Source organism: Halocatena pleomorpha, assembly GCF_003862495.1.
Lineage (GTDB): Archaea > Halobacteriota > Halobacteria > Halobacteriales > Haloarculaceae > Halocatena > Halocatena pleomorpha.
Genome location: NZ_RRCH01000009.1, coordinates 1 through 18,284 on the forward strand (window position 1 = coordinate 1; position 18,284 = coordinate 18,284).

Annotated in this window: 20 protein-coding genes and 1 tRNA gene; 15 read left to right on the forward strand and 6 right to left on the reverse strand. The window is 57.9% G+C overall.

Going from position 1 to position 18,284, the window contains the following annotated elements; genetic code table 11:
• The first annotated feature begins 289 nt into the window (after nucleotides 1–289).
• The 7 genes from EIK79_RS04835 to EIK79_RS18960 all read left to right on the forward strand — a co-directional run bounded on the left by EIK79_RS04835 (nucleotide 290) and on the right by EIK79_RS18960 (nucleotide 3,989).
• Nucleotides 290–871: an amino acid-binding protein gene (locus EIK79_RS04835; RefSeq protein WP_124954003.1), complete on the forward strand. Its 582-nt coding sequence runs from the start codon at nucleotides 290–292 to the stop codon at nucleotides 869–871.
• The gene (locus tag EIK79_RS04840; protein WP_124954004.1) at nucleotides 868–1,809 is read left to right on the forward strand and encodes a homoserine dehydrogenase; all 942 of its coding nucleotides are present in this window, start codon (nucleotides 868–870) and stop codon (nucleotides 1,807–1,809) included. Before EIK79_RS04835 ends, EIK79_RS04840 begins: the two co-directional genes overlap by 4 nt.
• A 164-nt stretch (nucleotides 1,810–1,973) precedes the next feature.
• Nucleotides 1,974–3,239 (forward strand): translation elongation factor EF-1 subunit alpha, encoded by a 1,266-nt coding sequence (gene tuf / locus EIK79_RS04845; RefSeq protein WP_124954005.1) that lies wholly within the window; start codon nucleotides 1,974–1,976, stop codon nucleotides 3,237–3,239.
• A 5-nt stretch (nucleotides 3,240–3,244) separates the two neighbouring features.
• The gene (gene rpsJ / locus EIK79_RS04850) at nucleotides 3,245–3,553 is read left to right on the forward strand and encodes a 30S ribosomal protein S10 (RefSeq protein WP_124954006.1); all 309 of its coding nucleotides are present in this window, start codon (nucleotides 3,245–3,247) and stop codon (nucleotides 3,551–3,553) included.
• Nucleotides 3,554–3,647: 94 nt separating this feature from the next.
• Nucleotides 3,648–3,719 (forward strand) — tRNA-Ala (locus EIK79_RS04855).
• A gap of 17 nt (nucleotides 3,720–3,736) precedes the next feature.
• The gene (locus tag EIK79_RS17975; protein ID WP_185715508.1) at nucleotides 3,737–3,874 is read left to right on the forward strand and encodes a hypothetical protein; all 138 of its coding nucleotides are present in this window, start codon (nucleotides 3,737–3,739) and stop codon (nucleotides 3,872–3,874) included.
• Nucleotides 3,855–3,989, forward strand: coding sequence for a hypothetical protein (locus EIK79_RS18960; protein ID WP_267900525.1), 135 nt, complete (start codon nucleotides 3,855–3,857; stop codon nucleotides 3,987–3,989). Before EIK79_RS17975 ends, EIK79_RS18960 begins: the two co-directional genes overlap by 20 nt.
• 30 nt (nucleotides 3,990–4,019) lie before the next feature.
• On the opposite strand, the gene EIK79_RS04860 is transcribed toward EIK79_RS18960, so the two are convergent.
• The 3 genes from EIK79_RS04860 to EIK79_RS04870 form a co-directional block, all read right to left on the reverse strand.
• Entirely contained in the window at nucleotides 4,020–5,504 is a 1,485-nt protein-coding gene (locus EIK79_RS04860; protein ID WP_185715509.1) for a polysaccharide deacetylase family protein, read from the reverse strand.
• A gap of 279 nt (nucleotides 5,505–5,783) precedes the next feature.
• Complete coding sequence (locus EIK79_RS04865; protein ID WP_124954008.1) at nucleotides 5,784–6,929, reverse strand: glucosamine inositolphosphorylceramide transferase family protein; 1,146 nt, start codon at nucleotides 6,927–6,929, stop codon at nucleotides 5,784–5,786.
• A gap of 30 nt (nucleotides 6,930–6,959) precedes the next feature.
• The gene (locus EIK79_RS04870; RefSeq protein ID WP_124954009.1) at nucleotides 6,960–7,925 is read right to left on the reverse strand and encodes a hypothetical protein; all 966 of its coding nucleotides are present in this window, start codon (nucleotides 7,923–7,925) and stop codon (nucleotides 6,960–6,962) included.
• 467 nt (nucleotides 7,926–8,392) lie between these two features.
• Between EIK79_RS04870 and EIK79_RS04875 the strand changes: the two genes are divergently transcribed.
• Together EIK79_RS04875 and EIK79_RS04880 are read left to right on the forward strand one after the other, a co-directional pair.
• Complete coding sequence (locus EIK79_RS04875; RefSeq protein WP_124954010.1) at nucleotides 8,393–10,075, forward strand: ammonium transporter; 1,683 nt, start codon at nucleotides 8,393–8,395, stop codon at nucleotides 10,073–10,075.
• Nucleotides 10,076–10,109: 34 nt separating this feature from the next.
• The gene (locus tag EIK79_RS04880; protein WP_185715510.1) at nucleotides 10,110–10,589 is read left to right on the forward strand and encodes an Lrp/AsnC family transcriptional regulator; all 480 of its coding nucleotides are present in this window, start codon (nucleotides 10,110–10,112) and stop codon (nucleotides 10,587–10,589) included.
• A gap of 105 nt (nucleotides 10,590–10,694) precedes the next feature.
• On the opposite strand, the gene EIK79_RS04885 is transcribed toward EIK79_RS04880, so the two are convergent.
• Nucleotides 10,695–12,035, reverse strand: coding sequence for a nitrate/nitrite transporter (locus tag EIK79_RS04885; RefSeq protein WP_124954012.1), 1,341 nt, complete (start codon nucleotides 12,033–12,035; stop codon nucleotides 10,695–10,697).
• Nucleotides 12,036–12,394: 359 nt separating this feature from the next.
• Here EIK79_RS04885 and EIK79_RS04890 point away from each other — a divergent pair, with 359 nt between their 5' ends.
• The 3 genes from EIK79_RS04890 (at nucleotide 12,395) to EIK79_RS04900 (ending at nucleotide 14,005) form a co-directional block, all read left to right on the forward strand.
• Nucleotides 12,395–12,871, forward strand: a complete 477-nt coding sequence (locus EIK79_RS04890) for a pyruvoyl-dependent arginine decarboxylase (RefSeq protein ID WP_124954013.1) — start codon at nucleotides 12,395–12,397, stop codon at nucleotides 12,869–12,871.
• Between the two features lie 37 nt (nucleotides 12,872–12,908).
• Entirely contained in the window at nucleotides 12,909–13,523 is a 615-nt protein-coding gene (locus EIK79_RS04895; RefSeq protein WP_124954014.1) for a VOC family protein, read from the forward strand.
• Between the two features lie 149 nt (nucleotides 13,524–13,672).
• On the forward strand, nucleotides 13,673–14,005 hold the full coding sequence (locus tag EIK79_RS04900; RefSeq protein WP_124954015.1) for a DUF5811 family protein: 333 nt from the start codon (nucleotides 13,673–13,675) through the stop codon (nucleotides 14,003–14,005).
• 15 nt (nucleotides 14,006–14,020) lie between these two features.
• On the opposite strand, the gene EIK79_RS04905 is transcribed toward EIK79_RS04900, so the two are convergent.
• Together EIK79_RS04905 and infB are read right to left on the reverse strand one after the other, a co-directional pair.
• Nucleotides 14,021–14,209 (reverse strand): hypothetical protein, encoded by a 189-nt coding sequence (locus tag EIK79_RS04905; RefSeq protein WP_124954016.1) that lies wholly within the window; start codon nucleotides 14,207–14,209, stop codon nucleotides 14,021–14,023.
• 62 nt (nucleotides 14,210–14,271) lie between these two features.
• On the reverse strand, nucleotides 14,272–16,086 hold the full coding sequence (infB, locus tag EIK79_RS04910; protein ID WP_124954017.1) for a translation initiation factor IF-2: 1,815 nt from the start codon (nucleotides 16,084–16,086) through the stop codon (nucleotides 14,272–14,274).
• Between the two features lie 147 nt (nucleotides 16,087–16,233).
• On the opposite strand from infB, the gene EIK79_RS04915 reads away from it, so the two are divergent.
• The 3 genes from EIK79_RS04915 to EIK79_RS04925 all read left to right on the forward strand — a co-directional run bounded on the left by EIK79_RS04915 (nucleotide 16,234) and on the right by EIK79_RS04925 (nucleotide 18,181).
• Nucleotides 16,234–16,470 carry a PRC-barrel domain-containing protein gene (locus tag EIK79_RS04915; protein WP_124954018.1) on the forward strand — a complete coding sequence of 79 codons (237 nt, stop codon included), beginning with the start codon at nucleotides 16,234–16,236 and terminating at the stop codon, nucleotides 16,468–16,470.
• 5 nt (nucleotides 16,471–16,475) lie between these two features.
• Entirely contained in the window at nucleotides 16,476–16,931 is a 456-nt protein-coding gene (locus EIK79_RS04920) for an NOB1 family endonuclease (RefSeq protein ID WP_124954019.1), read from the forward strand.
• A gap of 140 nt (nucleotides 16,932–17,071) precedes the next feature.
• Nucleotides 17,072–18,181, forward strand: coding sequence for an NAD(P)/FAD-dependent oxidoreductase (locus tag EIK79_RS04925; protein WP_124954020.1), 1,110 nt, complete (start codon nucleotides 17,072–17,074; stop codon nucleotides 18,179–18,181).
• The last annotated feature ends 103 nt before the right edge of the window (nucleotides 18,182–18,284 follow it).

The window sequence follows — 18,284 nt, forward strand, 5'->3', positions numbered from 1 at the left end:
ACGGAGCGCTCGGGCACAACGCCAAGATAGCACTCGTCACTGACGAGCCACAGGACTACCTACTCGGTCGGCTCGGCCCGAACAAAAAATACGACGTCATTCCGTACGTCTGCCCTGAGTGTTCACTCACTCGGCTGTATGCGGATATTGACGAGTGAGCGCACAGACAAGGTCATTATTACGACAATTATTACTACGTAATGACGTAGTCGTTATCCCTCGTCTCGTGTTGCCAAGCCACCAATCACCGGCAAACCTCCGTGCAGAGCGAGTCGGTTAAGACGTTCTCGTGGTTTCACACCACAATGCGAACCGCCCTAGCCGTGACGGAGGTGGATCGATGAGTGAACGAATGGTTCCGAGAGCACACACCGTTCGTCTGGAACTCGACGACGAACCGGGCAAGCTGTTGAACGCGCTCGACCCGATCGCTGAACACGGTGGTAATCTTCTGTCGATCTTCCACGAGCGGGGGAACCGAACGCCACGGGGACAGATTCCTGTCGAAGTCGACGTTGAAGCGACGCCGGAACGCTTCGATCGGATCGTCAGCACGCTGCGCGAAACAGGAGTGAACGTTGTTCAGGCCGGTGCGGAACGATACAGCGAGGAGCTTACCGTGCTCTTGGTCGGGCGTCTGATTGAGACGGACCTCTCGGACACGCTCACGCAGTTCGAACACTGTTCGAGCGCGTCGGTGGCTGATGTGTCGCTTACGGTAGCGGACGAAACTGATGAAGTTTCGAGCGCTCGTATCCGGCTCGCAGCGCACGCCGGAGAGACCGACCGCGCGCTGGCAGCGATCCATGAGGTAGCTGCGGAGAAGGATCTCACAGTGATCTCTCCGCTCACGAGGGGTGATTCTGGATGAAACTGGCGATCATGGGTGCGGGTGCCGTTGGGGCGTCGGTCGCGGAGCTTGCAAGCACATACGGCCACGAGGTAACGGCGATCGCTGATTCGAATAGCGCAGCGATCGACCCGACCGGACTCGACACCGACGCCGTCCTCACGAGCAAACGAACGTCGGGAGCCGTCGGAGACGACGATCCTGACGCCGTGCTTGCGGGAACGTACGATGTGCTCGTCGAGGCAACGCCGACGACCCTCGGTGACGCCAACCCGGGATACAACCACACCGTCGAGGCACTGGAACGAGACCGCCACGTCGTGTTGGCGAACAAAGGACCGATCGCTGAGCGCTACGACGAAATCCGTACGAGCGAACGAGACAGCGACGGACGCGTGCTCTTCGACGCTACCGTTGGGGGTGCGATCCCTGTTCTCACGACGATCGGAGATCTCGGTCGATCGAACGTTACCGCCGTCCGGGGCGTTCTTAACGGCACGGCCAACTTCATCCTTTCACGGATGGCCGCCGAATCCCTCGATTACGAGCACGTACTCGCGGAAGCGCAGGATCTCGGTGTGGCGGAGGCTGATCCGACGTTCGATGTGGATGGGACCGACGCGGCGCTAAAATGTGTCATTCTTGCAAACGTCCTCTTCGACGGCGGATACGCCCTGTCCGACGCGTCCGTCACGGGCATTCGAGAGATTCCGGGTACCGCCCTCCAACTGGCCGCAGAGGACGGCAGAACGATCCGGCTTATCGGGGAAGTCATCGACGACGAAATCTGTGTCGAGCCGCGACTGGTGCCAGAAACCGGGACGCTCGCCGTCTCTGGCACCCAAAACATCGTTCAACTCCACACCGAACACGCGGGTCGGCTGAACATCAGTGGCCGCGGCGCGGGTGGACACGAAACTGCCACCGCCGTACTCGGAGATATCAACCGGCTGAGCTAGGGTAGCTCCACCACAAAATCCGAACGGGGCGACACTACTGATCAATCGTGGTATGATCTGTCAAACCGCTGTACGCGAAGGGAACGAGTGGGCTATGCTTTCGAAATCGTTTTATGAGGTTCACCCGGTAGTAACCCCTACAGCGCTTTGCGCGTGAGATATCAATGGCAGACAAACCGCACCAGAATTTAGCGATCATCGGTCACGTCGACCACGGCAAAAGCACGCTCGTCGGTCGACTGCTGTTCGAGACAGGGAGCGTTCCCGAGCACGTAATCGAGCAGTACCGAGAAGAGGCAGAGGAGAAAGGCAAAGGCGGCTTCGAGTTCGCGTACGTGATGGACAACCTCGCTGAAGAGCGTGAGCGAGGCGTCACCATCGACATCGCCCATCAGGAGTTCGACACCGACGATTACTACTTCACGATCGTGGACACGCCGGGCCACCGTGACTTCGTGAAGAACATGATCACGGGCGCGAGTCAGGCTGACAACGCCGTGCTCGTCGTCGCTGCTGACGACGGCGTTCAGCCGCAGACACAGGAGCACGTTTTCCTCTCGCGCACCCTTGGCATCGGCGAACTCGTCATTGCCGTCAACAAAATGGACCTCGTCGACTACAGCGAAGAGGATTACGAACAGGTCCAAGAGGAAGTCAAGCAACTCCTCAAACAGGTCCAGTTCAACGCCGACAACACCACGTTCATCCCGACCTCGGCGTTCGAGGGCGACAACGTGGCGGAGCTGTCGGACAACACGCCGTGGTACGACGGGCAGACGATCCTCGATGCGCTCAACGACCTGCCGGAGGTCGAGCCACCGACGGACGCCCCGCTTCGGCTTCCGATCCAGGACGTATACACGATCGACGGGATCGGGACGGTGCCGGTCGGCCGCGTCGAAACCGGTATCATCGAGCCCGGCGAGAACGTCACGTTCCAGCCCAGCGACGCGGGCGGTGAGGTGAAAACCGTCGAGATGCACCACGAAGAGGTGCCCAAAGCAGAGCCTGGCGACAACGTCGGGTTCAACGTCCGGGGTATCGGCAAAGACGACATCCGCCGCGGTGATGTCTGTGGCCCAGCCGCCGATCCCCCATCCGTCGCTGACACCTTCCAGGCACAGGTCGTCGTCATGCAACACCCCAGCGTGATCACCGCCGGTTACACGCCGGTGTTCCACGCCCACACGGCACAGGTCGCGTGTACCATCGAATCGCTCGACACGAAACTCGATCCGGCGAGCGGTGAAGTCGAGGAAGAGAATCCCGACTTCATCAAAAGCGGAGACGCGGCCGTCGTCACGGTCCGTCCCCAGAAGCCGCTGTCGCTCGAACCGTCGTCGGAGATCCCCGAACTCGGGAGCTTCGCCATCCGCGACATGGGTCAGACCATCGCCGCTGGCAAGGTCCTGAGCGTCGAGGAGCGCTAATATAGATGCAGCAAGCACGCGTTCGGCTGGCGGGGACCAGCCCAAACGACCTCGACACCATCTGTGACGATGTCCGAGAGATCGCCGAGAAGACCGGCGTCAGTCTCTCGGGTCCGGTGCCACTTCCGACGAAAACGCTCGGTGTCCCATGCCGAAAATCACCCGACGGTGAGGGCACGGCGACGTGGGAGCACTGGGAGATGCGTGTTCACAAACGGCTTATCGACATCGACGCCGACGAACGCGCGCTCCGACAGCTGATGCGGATTCAGGTTCCGAACGACGTCAGTATCGAGATCGTCCTCGAAGACTGAAGACCCCAAACGGGTCCACATCGGCATCTCACGCGCTCGGCTTTCGCGCGTGAACGGAAACGGTTAAAGGTAGGCGGTGGCTTGGTCGTACTGTGGGCTCGTAGATCAGTGGCAGATCGCTTCCTTCGCAAGGAAGAGGCCCTGGGTTCAAATCCCAGCGAGTCCATGAACGAGTGGAGTTTTATGGAGCGAGTGAATGGTGAGATGGATTTGAGCCAGCGAGTCGCAGCACCCGACCGGTGGGAGGGTGATCGTCTCGCCCAGTTCAAATCCCAGCGAGTCCATGAACGAGTGGAGTTTTATGGAGCGAGTGAATGGTGAGATGGATTTGAGCCAGCGAGTCGCAGCACCCGACCGGTGGGAGGGTGATCGTCTCGCCCAGTTCAAATCCCAGCGAGTCCATGAGCGAGCGGAGTTTTATGGAATGAATAGTTGACGAGCAGATGGTACGTTGCAGTCGGACTGATTAACAGGGATAGATTTTGATATCGTCGACGTGAACCTCCTTTTCGGTCGTCCAGATCGCCAATCGCCAGCCACCACTGTGATCGGTGCCGATATCAGCACGCGGACAACCGAAGGGGGCGTAGATCCGTGTCCACGTGTCATCAACGGTCCACGACGTATCAAATTTTTTATCAGAAAAATCGTCGGTCGTGAACGAATCCACTCGCGTTCGGACAGTTGCCGTTTGTCCGGTTGGAGCTTTGGCGTGGAAATCAAGCATTCCAGCCGGGAATATCGGAGCGAGTGTAATCCGCCGCTCGGAAAGACCGTTCGTCCGTTTTCCACTGATGTTCGATCCCATCGCCCAGTAGTTGCTACCCGTTTTCCCGCCGTCGGTGCGGACGGTCGGGGACGCGCCGTACGAACCCCAGACACCGTCCTCCCACGTGGAAGCAAAGGAAGCGTCGGAGTCGTTGACGATGTTGCCAGCCGGGAGATCCCACGGAATCAACAAGCCGCCCGTCGATGTCGCTAAGTCGAGTGCGCCGGCCGCTCGCCTTTGAGCGGCGTAATCAAGGATCGCTTCCATTCGGTTCCAGTCCTTGATATTATGTGTGTGAAAGAAAAACCGGAGTCGATCGGTCGTTTTCGTGAGCCTATCGATGATCTGCTTCGCTTCTGCCGCTGTCATGTCGTCGTCTTCGATCTTGATCGACGCCGCGCCGTGATGAGCGACGTTGCCAACCGCGCGCGGCCCATCCGAGGCTGGAGCGGCGTACCCGTGACCGCTCGCCGCGAACGCCGTCCGAGTCATATACGATTTCGCGTTGTCGATCTGGCTGGTGTTGATTCCTGATCCCTTGCGGGGCATCATGTGCTGGACCGGAAATCCCATCTCCTCTAATGCACGCTTTTGATCGAGCAGAATCCGTTCCAAATCACCTAAATCATCGACATGCTCGTCCAAGTGACCGCCATCAGCTGTGTAGAGACCAACTTCACAGCCGTGCATCATCATCTCGATCAGTTGGGACCGTTCCAATCCAGTTCCAATCCGATCCGGTGTGGCCGCCATCATCCACGGAATCCCTCGCTTTTTCATCCGAGGAAATGTTTCAGTGTACTCCGCTGGATAGCTCCCTTCGGAGTGAAACATCAAAACCGGTGTCGATTTGTGTACTGGATACGACGCGAGATGCTTCGGCATCTGCATGGGCCAACTCGCCCACCGAGCGTCGGAAACACGTCCCGCAGCAAAATCACTGAGCGCGTGACCGAACACTGAACGCTCTTTGATGCGCTCGTGGACCGTGCGGATCGGTGCGAGTGGCTCAGCTTTCGTACCGAGTGGCACCTTGTACCACTCCGTGCCCTCCGCGGGCCACTCGTAGACTCCACCGTCAGTGATCGCAAACGCCGGCGTCTCCTTGGGTGGTGTGGGAAGCTCTGCTTTCGTCCGTTTGCGAATGATCGAGTCGTAAATCGCAGACGCGTCGTAACTCATCGTGAGTCCAGTATCGGATGGAGGGGCGGAATCATCACTAGTTAGCTGATAATACCCACCAGCCGCTGCGATTGTCGCGAGGAGTCCCAAAAAATTTCGTTTACTTACTTTTGTGTAAAGTGATTTCATAACCACGTTAAAACCAACGTAATAGAGCAATAAATATATTCTATGTTGGTACAAAATATTGTAATCTATATAATTAATTGTATAGCGTGTGCTACAGTAACAATTTGCATCCTTGCGGTTCAGATGGTCACTATGAGTGAATGGGGAACGTCAGACCGGCGGGAGATCGATGATACCGATGGTCCACTGGTCGTCAAGTGATTCTTGAGCGCGGACGCCGTCGACGGCACAGCGCCAGCCCTTCTCCGGGCCGCGCCACCACGGATCGAACGTGTGCATCCCATTGTTCGCCCACCCGGTGCCGAACTCTTCAAGGACGGGAGAGCCGGCCACTTCCCGATCGGTGTACGTAGACGGGGACAATTCAGTCACCTCACAACACCGGACGGCGTCGCCGTAGTTCTCCACCAGATCTTGGAAGTACAGAAACAGTCGTCCGTCGTGGACGATCGGCCGGCCGCCCTGACGGGCGGCATCCCGGCGATCAGTGACCACGGGGTTTCGTTCATGGGGTGTCCACCCCTCGCGTTCGAGATCTGTGGAGTGATAGATCATCACCTGTTCATTGCCCCGGTCGGTGAACAGCCACCACCGGCCGTCGTACCGAATGAACGTCGGATCGTGGGGATAGTAATCGACATCGATCGCGTTGCCGATGTGGGTCCAGTCAGTCGGAAACCGATCGGCCTTGTACAGTTCCACCTTCTGGCCCGTCGGCGGACACATGTAGTAGCTCCCCTTGTATTTCCACACCAGCGGAAACGACGTGTGATACTGCTTTTCCAGCACCACCTGATCGTACGTCCACGTCAGCCCGTCCGGACTGGTGGCGTGCCCGATCGGCGCGTCCGGTTCTCGGTCGCTGTTCAAAATCTCGAAAAACATGTGCCACTCACCCGACTCAACGAACAAAAACGGATCCGCCACGTACTCCACGTCGCCGTAATCCGTTACGTCGCTCCCCGACAGCACTGGCTGGGCCGCCGACGGTTGAACACGTTGGCCTGTCGGCGGCGCGGCCGTCACTGAAGCGTGAGGCAGGTGCGGAATCGTCTCACCCGTGTAGGAGGACACTGCGTTGGCTGCGGTTTTAGTGCCGGAATCGGCTGTCTTTACCACGGATCCCGTCTGTGTTGAGGTTCCAAATCTATCGGTGCTATTCGGTGTCGATCCGTCCGTTGGGGCAACTGTGTCGGTCGATGGCGTCGAAGCAAAGTCCGTTCCTGACTGTTGACAGCCAGCACTGCCAGCGATAAGAGCGGTACTATAGAGAAATCGTCGTCGAGTACAGTTCATTTTTATAATTTCCTATGTAATAAAATTATACTACTTGTCTTGCTCGTTCGGACAGCCAGTATCGGGGGCATCAGCGGTTGCGGATTGCTGTTGATCGTTGGCACGCTCCGTTTCGTCAGCGTCGTCAGCGTTACTGTCGGCACCGTCTTGGGAAGTTCCGTCCGTTTCGTCAGCGTTCTCTCCGTCGGTTTTAGCCGAGTCGCCATCACTGCCAGTGTCACCGCCACCACTACCGTCGTCACTGCCAGTGTCTTCTTCGTCGTTGGGATTGTCTTCAAGTTCGTCTGAGTCCGGCGGATACACGTACAGTTCGAGGGTCCTATCGGCTCCGTCAATCGTGATCTCCTTGTTGTTCGATCGCCAGATCTCATCTCGGTACTCGCTGGCCGCCGAAACAGTGTACGCACCGTCTTCTAGTTCAAACGACGCTTGAACGTACGTCGGAGCACCATCAACAGGCTCGGTTGTTTTCGTCGTTCCATTCACGGTTACATCACCGCTAACGATGTCCGCGTCGCTTGATTCGACGAGATAGACGGAGAGACTGTGAGATTCTGTAGCAGGAGCGTCGTCAAGTTCGTCTGAGTCAGGGGGGGACAGAAGCAGTGAGACGGACTCATCCGCTCCATCGATCGTGACCGCCTGGTCCTTGGCGCGCCACGTCTCGCCTTGAAAGTCACTCTCTCCCGATACAGTGTACGTACCGTTTTCCAGTTCGAACGTCGTCAGAATCTTGGCGGGGTCCCCATCCACAGGGGCCGTCGTCTTGGTCCGGCCGTCGACTGTAACGTCACCGCTAACGATGTCCGCACTATTGGAGGCGATCAGTCCGACGGTAAGAGTATGGGTCTCTGTCTCGTTGTTGGTTGCGCCATCAGTCTGAGCTAATCCTGTTGCTGTTCCTCCAATTCCTAATGTGGAAGCAACAAGACTGGTTTTGAGAATACTCCGGCGTGTGGTACGTCTCTCGATAGCATCGATAGGATCCGATGTCATATACGACGATCAGAAATTTCAGAACCGTCGGCATAAGCTTCGTGGCCATTGATAATAATCACGTCACATGTGAAAGATCGTCAACTAGAGAATGGTTATGAAACCATCATTACGCGGATCAACTCGGGTTTGCCGCGATTTTCATGTCTCCGCTGAGCACCGATTTTGTGCCGGCGCGTGCGGGCTATAGACGGAGAATCGCTGAAGATGACCCTCGACAAACGCCCAATACTACCCGACCGAACGTCTGGTTTTTGGTCAAAATACAACCTTATACACCCCCGTATTCTGCAGTAAATGAGACGTTCGTGCTATTACAGAATCTAAAAACAAATATTATCAACTCAAAGCTTATGTACTGTCGTTCCATGCTGTTTTAACGTGAAACACGATACGAGTGTAGAGAGAATCAGAGTAAAGGTAGACGAATATCAACAAAGTACGCGAAATCACACGGAGGTACGCAAATGAACGAGTTGCTACTGCAGATCGATCCGACAGCGGTGACCGAGGCAGTTAATTACACGTGGGTCCTGACAGTGACATTTCTCATTTTCTTCATGCACGCTGGTTTTGCGATGTTAGAGGCCGGTCAGGTGCGTTCGAAAAACGTTGCCAACCAGTTGACGAAGAACATGCTCACGTGGAGCGTCGGCGTCATCGTGTTCTTTCTTGTCGGAGCAGGGGTCGAAGCGTTCACCGCAGCACTGACGGGAGGAGGGACACCCGGTAGCTTCTTTGCCATCTTCTCGCCCGAAAGCACGCTGGGGTGGATCGATTGGCTGTTCGGTGCAGTGTTTGCAATGACCGCCGCAACGATCGTCAGCGGCGCGGTCGCGGGTCGCATGAAGCTACGGGCGTACATCACGTACACAGTGCTGTTAGCAGCAGTGATCTACCCGGTTGTGACAGGACTCACGTGGGCTGGCGGCTGGCTAGACACCATCGGCTTTGCCGACTTCGCAGGCGGAATGATCGTTCACGGGATGGGTGGCATCGCGGGGCTTACCGCCGCGTGGATCGTCGGTCCTCGGATCGATCGGTTCAACGAAGATGGCACTGCGACCGTTATTCCTGGCCACTCGATCACGTTTGCGGTGTTAGGGACGTTGATTCTCTGTTTCGGCTGGTACGGATTCAACGTCGGAACGGCGGCGGCGCCACTGTCTGCAGGGGCCGCCAGCCTTGCTGACTTCGAATACGTGGGTCGTGTGGCACTCACAACGACGCTTGGGATGGCTGCAGGTGCCATCGGTGCAGGCGGAGTCTCGCTCATAAAGACGAAGAAGGTCGATACGCTGTACGTCGCAAACGGCATGCTGGCCGGATTAGTCGGCATCACGAGCAACACGAACCTGATTACGTGGTACGGAGCGTTGTTCATCGGTGGTATCGCGGGGGCACAGCTGCCGATCGTGTTCGAAGCGATCGAAAAACGGCTGAACATCGACGACGTGTGCGCAGTCTTTTCGGTTCACGGCAGCGCGGGCGTCATCGGTGCGCTGCTAGTCGGCGTTCCGATACTAACTGTTCCCGACGCAGGCGTGAGCCTCACGAATCAGTTGATCGGGGTGGCCCTCATCACCGGCTGGACCGTGCTCACCACGTCGCTGATCTTCGGTGCACTCAAAGCTGTTGGACAGATCCGGGTCTCTCAGGCACACGAATACGACGGTCTCGACATCAGTGAACATGGCGTAGAAACGTATCCGGAGTTCGGACCGGAAGAAACGCCAGCAACCGACGGAAGCGGCGTCGCCTCAGGAGGGAGTTCGCTGCGAACGGACGGCGGACAACCCGACGGAGATGAAATCAAATTGGTCATGGCGTACGTCCGTCCAGATAAGCTCGCCGCGATCAAACGGGCGCTCGCAGATGTCGGTGCGCCGTCACTCACGGTGACGAACGTCTCTGGTCGTGGTTCACAGCCCGCCAAAAAGGGGCAGTGGCGCGGCGAAGAGTACACCGTCGATCTCCACCAGAAGGTGAAAATCGAGTGCGTCGTCGCTGATATCCCAGCTGACGATGTCGCTGACGCGATCTGTGAAGCTGCGAGAACGGGGAACCCTGGCGATGGAAAGGTGTTCGTCGTTCCTATCGAGTCGGCCATCCAGATACGGACCGGAAACAGCGGACAGGACGCAGTCTAAGCCGTGGAAACTGAAGCGATACGATTCCACCGTTATGACGAACGACATCGATAGTCGGGACAGACGCATCATCAACGCGCTCCAACGCGATGGCCGCGCAGACGTGTTGGACGTTGCAGAGCGAACAAATCTCCCAGCGACGACCGTTCAGAAACGGCTGAAACACCTCACAGAAACCGACATCATCACGGGGTATGAGTCCCGAATCGATTACGGTCAGCTTGGCTATGAGCTGACCGTGATCTTCAAAATCGACGTGAACGGCCCGGTTGATGGATTCATGCACGATCTAAGAAACGATCCGCACGTCGTCAGCCTCTATGAAATCACCGGCGAATTCGACGTGCTTGCGATCGGAACGTTCCCCGACACAGCAACGATGAACGAACGAATACGAACGATTCTGAGCAGTCCAGACATCCGCGCTGGACGAACGAACATTGTCACCAACACTGTCCGTGAGAACGACCCGGTCGAAATCGAAGAGGCGGAGCCGACCCGCGGGAACGATTGATCATCGACTCTACGGCCGGAGTAGTGGCTCCGTCTCCGCGACACGTCATTGGAAGCACAATCAGCCCGTCAACCGACAACGAAAAAATAGTAGGCGCAACCGAACTCAGTCGGTGCTGTGAGGTGTCTCGTCTTCGACGTGGTGATCAGGCGCATTCGACGACGTGATCTCGATCACGCCGTCGATGTGTGCTCGGGCAGCACGGGCTGGTTGCGCTACCCACGCGTTCACGAGAATGATCGGGAGCAGACAGACCGCGATGATCAGGTAGCCGGTATGAATGTACCCAGCCGTGGCAGCAGTCGAGTAGATCAGCGGGAAGCTGATGCCGCCAAGCGTACCGATACCGCCGACGATGCCCGCCGCTGTGCCTGATCGGTGCGGGAACATGGCGGGCACCTGTGCGAAGATCGCACCGCCAGTGATCCCACAACACATTCCCAGACAGACTGCGACCGCGATAGTGAACCGGAGTAGCCCAGTTCGTCCAGCGACGGCAAATACGCTTATCATCACGACGACAGACATTAAACAGACGACTGTCCACTGTTCGCGGTACCGACCTCGGAAGACGGGCAGAATGTTTCGTTCACGGCGAACGAGTACGTCACTAATCCACCCACCCAACGGTCGCAGCGTGCCAGCACTCAGCGAGAACATTGCCGCGAACGTACTCGCAAGGACGAGATCCGATCCAAACCCCTCTCGGAAGTACGTCGGCAACCAGCCGTTAAGCGAGAGGACGATACCGAAGCTTGCTAAGTAGGCGAGTGCGAGCGCGATGATGCCGTACCGGGTGGCAGTGTGAGCCCATGATCTGACGGTCGCACTCTCGCGTGTTTGAGCCGCGCGTTTGTTCGTGGCGGCGTCTTCACCAAACAGGGCGTACGCGATCGACATCAAGACGGCGAGACAGCCGGTATAAAAGAAGGCCGCACGCCAATCGGTCGCAAACAACGGTCCAGACCAGTCGTTGAAGATCCGTGGCAAAACGAGAGCACCAGCGCCAGCGCCAGCGTTGCCAACCCCGGCGTAGATGCCCTCAGCGGTGCCGAGTTGGTTTTCGGGAAACCACTGCGCCACGTGCTGAATCCCAATAACGAACGCGATCCCTGCTGAGCCGACGACGAGGCGAGTGAGGAAAAACACCGTGTACGTCTGAGCGAACGCACTCACCACCGAAGCCAGACCGACGTAAGCGAGGACAGTGGTGAACACCGTCGACGCCCCGAAGCGATCGGTGAGCCACCCCGTAACGATACGACCCGGCGGGGCAAGCCACACTGCAGCACTCGCAAGCAGTCCGATCTCACCTAACGACAGTCCGAACGACGCGGCGATCGGACCCGTGAACGGAGAAAACGAAAACCACACCAGAAACGCGAGATTGAACGCGACGGTCGCAAGCACCAGCGTCCGCCATTTGGTCATCGACACCAGACTCATTCGTCCACACCCCTCCGTTTAACGGCGACCCGAGACGGGCGATCGCAGACGCGACTCGGCTGAAGAGGTCCATCACCCACCGTATACCGGACGCACACCGTATCGATCAAATCACTCATCCGTTTGTTGGTACGTCTGGCTGCGGTTGCTGTGTCACGTTTCTAAACATGCGAGCAGTTATACTCAACACCACTCCTATTTTCTGATCTTTCTGCATCGACTCTCACTACAACCCCAGTTATTAAAACAGTGTTTGTTAAAATATTGAATTCCTTTGCTTAGGAGATGGACGAGCCGTAAATCTGTGCCACCACACTAGATCCAAATCTCTTAACGCGCCGACCGGCTTTTTGTACGCAATGGGACTCATCCGTGTCGTGTGGGGGAGCGCGTCCGCACCGACAGCGATGGCGTCGTACGATGGGGCACTCGCGGACGCAAACGTTCACAACTACAACCTGGTTCAGGTGTCTTCGGTCATACCGGACGACGCAGCCATCGAAGCGGTGGGAGTCGCGCCGGATCTCGGACCGGTGGGTGAGCAACTGACTGTGGTGGAAGCACGACAAACCGTCGTGGACGGCCGGGCCGTCGCAGGACTTGGATGGACGACCGAACCGTCGGGTCGCGGAATCTTCTATGAAACCAGCGGCACCGATTCCGATGACGTTCGGTCTGACCTCAATCAAGGACTCGATGCCGGACAGGCACTTCGTGACGGGCAGTTCACTGACAGGGGTCAGAAGATCGTGACAGCCCCGAGCGACACTGGAGACGGGGAATACACAACAGCGATCGTGCTGGCGGTGTATGGCGAGAGCACGCCATTAGTGTGACCCACACGCTTATCGATGGGCGAGACGTTCGTCATTCATGAGCGATCCGACGCTTTTTCACCTCCACTTCAACACGCCTGACGTTACCGTGGCTGCCGAGCGCCTCGCTGACGCGGGGCTTCAGTTGCAGCGACGATTCGGAAGCGTTCGTGGGGACAGCATTGCATTGGGTCCCGACGACAGAACGCCCGACGATTTTCGATTGAAACTACAGACCCATCAGTACGGAGCCGTGAACATCACGCTTGCCCCGGGGCAGCAGCCCCGTTTCGATCACTTTGGCCTGCAAGTGGCAGATATCGATGAGGTCTGTGCCAACGCGGAATCTCGTGGCTGGTCGGTGCGTTCGAACGATCGGCGCACGTTCGTTATGACGCCGTGGGGATTTCGAGTCGAAATTCACCCGACGGCGGGCGATGTAGTGGCAGAACTCGACGAGTCGGCCGTGGCACGCCTCGACAACGTCGTCCTGCGTGTACCCGCTGTATCCCCCGTTCGGAAGGCGTTCAAAGACGTGTTCGAAAGCGTCCCCGAACTACGGATCGAATCGGGGGAGGAGCCGTGGATACACTCGTTTGCGATCGACGAAAACCGAACGACGACAACGATACCGGTACGGACTCTCCTCGATGAAGAGGACACGCCGACTTGACATCTGCCCCGCTCAGAAGACCGGGGCGTTAGCCTTCAGTCCTCCAAAACCATCAGTTACGTTTGCTATCTGTACCGAAAACAGTCCGTTGCTAGCGGGGTTTCGCTAATCAGCATCATTTATGTTCTCTCTGCTCCTGGAACGGTCGAATGCACGGCAACACACCATACACGGGTCCCTCTGAAGACGCTGATCTCTCTAGCGAACAGCTCCGAGCGCTCCAAAGCGACGTAGCGAGCGTGACCGAACAGACTCGCGCGCTACTCCCTGACGAATTCGTCGTTGGCTCAGAACTCACAAGCCGAACCGACGGCACGCACGGAACTGTGAGTGTGCAGCCGCCCGTGGGCCGAGTCATCTCGACCGGCGTCCCCACGGACGCCTCGGATGAAACACACAGTGATCTTGCCCATGAACTCGCCGCTGGAGCAGCTCTTCAAGTCAAACGCGCCATCTCCGATGTCGATCCGACTGCCGGATAATCGGGCGACCATCGATCATCCAACCGTTTCCGGGGGATCGATAAACAGCGCGTAGCCGAGCACCCCAAGCGATGGGATTCCACCGGCGACTAGCCCAAACGTCGCAGAAATCGACGACACGACGCTCACGACCGCCCCCACGACCATCGGAAGCATCATCACTGCAAGCACTGCGTCATACGTGTGCAGCGACGCATCGATCATGACATCTCAATGCATCGAACCCGATCTAATTAATAGTTATTACCGATAGTGGAGATCGAGCGTTACTTCCCCCAGAAGGGATCGACGTTACGGCGTTTGTTGAGGTATCTCGTCAACGCTTCTCGTTCGTCGGCCGGGATATCCTCTCGGAGTTCCTGTTCGAGGATCTTGGCGTGTTTTTCGGGGAGTTCCGTCCACAGTTCATCACCTTCCTTTATCTGTCGTCCGACGGTCGGCCCATCAATGGAGACGCTAACGCTTTCTCCCGCTCGTGCCGTATCGAGATCTTCACCCTGCGATTGGATGCCCTTGAGAATGCCGACGCGTTCGGGATCGTTTCCGTTGAACACGACGACGGGCGAATTCCGATGAAGCGTGCCCGAGAGCACTTCTACGCCGACCACGGCCGGATTCGACTGTCGAAACACGTGGTCTTTGAGGATACGGAACGTACACGGGCGCATGATGTTCTCAAGGACGGTGTCCTGCTGAGCACGCTCAATCTCCGCGACGTACTCCTCGTACTCTTCGACCAGCTGGTATATCACATCGTCTTGGAACACACGGATATCTTCGTGGTCAGCGCGGTCGGCGGCGTCAGAGAGGACATCGACGTTGAACCCGAGAATGGCTCGGTTTTGTCGCTCATCTGCGGTGGAGGCAACGGCTATGTCTCGGGCAGCCACATCACCGACTTCGGCGCGAACGATCGGGATGTCTGTCTCCTGAAGCGTGTTAGCGATCGCTTCGAGGCTTCCAAGCGTGTCGGCTTTGACCACGATGCCGTTCTCGTCGGTTTCGACCGCGATCTCAGCTAGCTCGGCTTCGACTTCATCCGTAACGGAATCAAGCGTCTGATCGCGGACGACACGAACAGGGGCACCGGCGATGGCGTCGTCCAGATCCGGCGCTGCGATCTTCACACCGGCTGCTGCGCTCAGCTCATCGGTCCGCTCAAACTGCTTTTCGGTCCTGATCTCCGACAGAACACGAGGCTGAAGCAGCGCGCGTACGTCGGTCTCGATCGTCCGGTTCGTCGCGCCGACCACGATGGTGTCGTCTGTTCGGATCGTCCCGTCGTACAGAACTACGTCCAGCGTCGTCCCGAACCCTCGTTCCTCGGTTACTTCGAGCACCGTTCCGGATCCCGGTCCCGTGGTGTCGATCTCCATCTCCTCTTTCATATAGCGCTGTGAGAGACCCATGAGAACGGTGAGCAGGTCGGGAATTCCCTCGCCGGTCAGGGCACTGAGCGGCACGAGTCCGGCGTTGTGCTGGAAATCACGGACCTGCCAGTACATATCAGAAGAAATGTCGTTGTCACTCAGTTCACCGATGAGCGAGTAGAGCCGTTCATCGAGTCGCTCACGCGTGCGATCGGACTGAGCGTCAAGGCTGGCCTGAATTGGGCCGTCCTCCTGCGTGTTCCAACCGGGAATCGTGTCGATCTTGTTAGCAGCGACGACGAACGGGGTTTGGGTGCGTTTGAGGATGTCGAGCGCCTCAATAGTTTGGGGTTGAAACCCGTCCTTCACGTCGATAACGAGGATGGCGATGTCGGCCAGCGCGCCACCCCGCGAGCGAAGCGTCGAAAACGAGTGGTGGCCGGGCGTGTCGATGAACAACAACCCTGGAAGATCGAAGTCGTCGGGATCGACCAATCCACCAGCGATATCAGAAATCACATCGAGCGGCACGGCAGTCGCGCCGATGTGCTGAGTGATCGCGCCAGACTCACCCTGCGTGACTGCCGATCCCCGTATCGTGTCGAGGAGACTCGTTTTGCCGTGATCGACGTGACCAAGAACGGCGACGATAGGCGTCCGCAATCCACCAGAACCAGAGCTTGTATCGGTATTGGTATCCGTATCAGACATGGAACTCACCCGGAGAGAACTCCTTGTGAGTGTCTATCCGCCTGCGGGGTTAAGTCTTAAGAAGCATCTGCCGTATGAAAACTTCGACTGCCACCCGGCCGAACGGTTCCCTCGTCTTTATATGTTATCCTCCGGTATGACGAATATATGCCCACGATCCTCGCCGAGAACCTTTCGGAGAAGGCGATTACCGGTTCGGACGGCACACACATCGGGATACTACATAACATCACGATGGACGTCGAAAACGGACAGCTCGAAAATCTCATTGTCGATCCCAGGGCGGACGGCAATGAGAACTTCGCAACCGACGACTACGGGCACTATCTCATCCCCGTGGACCGGGTGACGGCCGTCAAAGACCACGTTATCGTTCGCCGCTAAAATAAATGCGAGTTCTTGACGCTTCGGCATTCATCAAGGAGTACAACGCTACTGGACGAACAGCCACGGTGCCCCGCGTCCGCGAGGAACTCACCGCGGAGAGCGGCTATCGGTTCGACGCGCTCGAAGGGAGCGGTATGCACGTTCACGTTCCTGATACGACGGCGATCGAGCACGTCGAACGCACGGCGCGCGACACCGGCGATCTCGACGAGCTTTCAGAAACGGACGTTCGGCTGCTCGCCGCGACGCTCGAACTCGATGGAACGCTCGTTACCGACGATTACGCGATGCAAAACGTCGCTGAGAAGCTCTCTGTCGGGATTGATTCGATCGATCAGGAAGGTATCACTGAGGAACGCGACTGGCAGTTCCAATGTGTCGGCTGTGGCCGGGTGTACGACGACGATCCCGAGCGCTGCCCGATCTGTGGCAGCGAGTGTACGAGAAAGCGACCATAGCTGATCTGTCGTCGTATCTAAGTATCGACGCGATGAACAAGGTGTATGGTCGAGAGGAACGCTTCCAGTGGAGCTATCAGCTGTCTGTGGTGCTCACAAGATGTGATCCGAACTGATCGAACTCAGTCAGTGAGACAACGATGAACATCGCGGTGATCGGGGGCGGCGCTGTCGGCGTCACTGTCGCGTTCGAACTCACGAAGCAAAACGTCGACGTGACCGTCTACGAACGCGGATCGATCGGTGATGGAAGCGCGAGCAGCGGCCGCGCGGCTGGGGTCTGTTATGACGCGTACGCAGGGCCGATCGACGCCACAGTCGGTAAGCAGGCGCTCACCCGATTTCGGGAGTGGTCCCGAGCGGGTCGGATCGAATTCACGTCGCGTCCGTACGTCTGGCTCGCCCGTGCGGGCGATGCACAGCGAGCTGCTGCTATCCGCGAGCAGGTGCCCCGAATGCAAGAACACGGCCGGAACGTCTCGGTCGTCTCGGTCGATGAGCTTGCGGATCGCTATCCCGCGCTCAGAGTCGATGACATCGCTGTCGCGGCGATCGCTGAAAACGCTGGCTACACGGATCCAGCGGCGTACACTCGATCAATCGCTGCCGCAGCGGATCAAGCGGGTGCAACGATCTACACCGAAACGCCAGCCACACTCCGATCGGAAACGGTGATCGAAACGTCGACCGGCCGTGAGTCGTTCGACGCGGTGCTCGTCGCCGCTGGAGCGCACACGAAGCGCGTACTTGCCGACGCAGACGTTCAAATCCCGCTCAAACCCTACCGTGTCCAGGCGCTCACCACCGCATCGACTGCGATTGACGTGCCGATGCTGTTCGACGCTACAGGCGGGTACTACCTCCGGCCACACGAGGGAGGTTTGCTCGTCGGAGATGGCACCGAACCGATTGAGCGCGATCCTGACGACTGGAGTCGCTCGGCTGATGGGTGGTTCATCGAGGCGGTCGATTCGTACACGGAAACCGCGATCGGACGGACACTCGATACAAGCAACGCGTGGGCCGGGCTGTGCACCGCCACGCCCGACGGCGATCCGCTGTTGGGCGAGCGACGACCGGGGCTGTTCGTCGCTGCTGGCTGGCAGGGCCACGGGTTCATGCGCTCGCCCGCGATCGGGGAGCGTATCGCTGCGCAATTGGTGGGTGGCGACGGGATCGACGCGTTCGATCCGACACGGTTCGAGGGCACGGAGTCGTTCGAAATCGTCGAAGGGATGGATATCGAGTGATCGCTATGAGAAGCCGTCGGTTTCGGAGTAGTGGCGGTTAACGACGAGCGGCACGAACTCGAATCGGGAACCCTCCACATTCGGAAGTCACCCGATTTGTTCG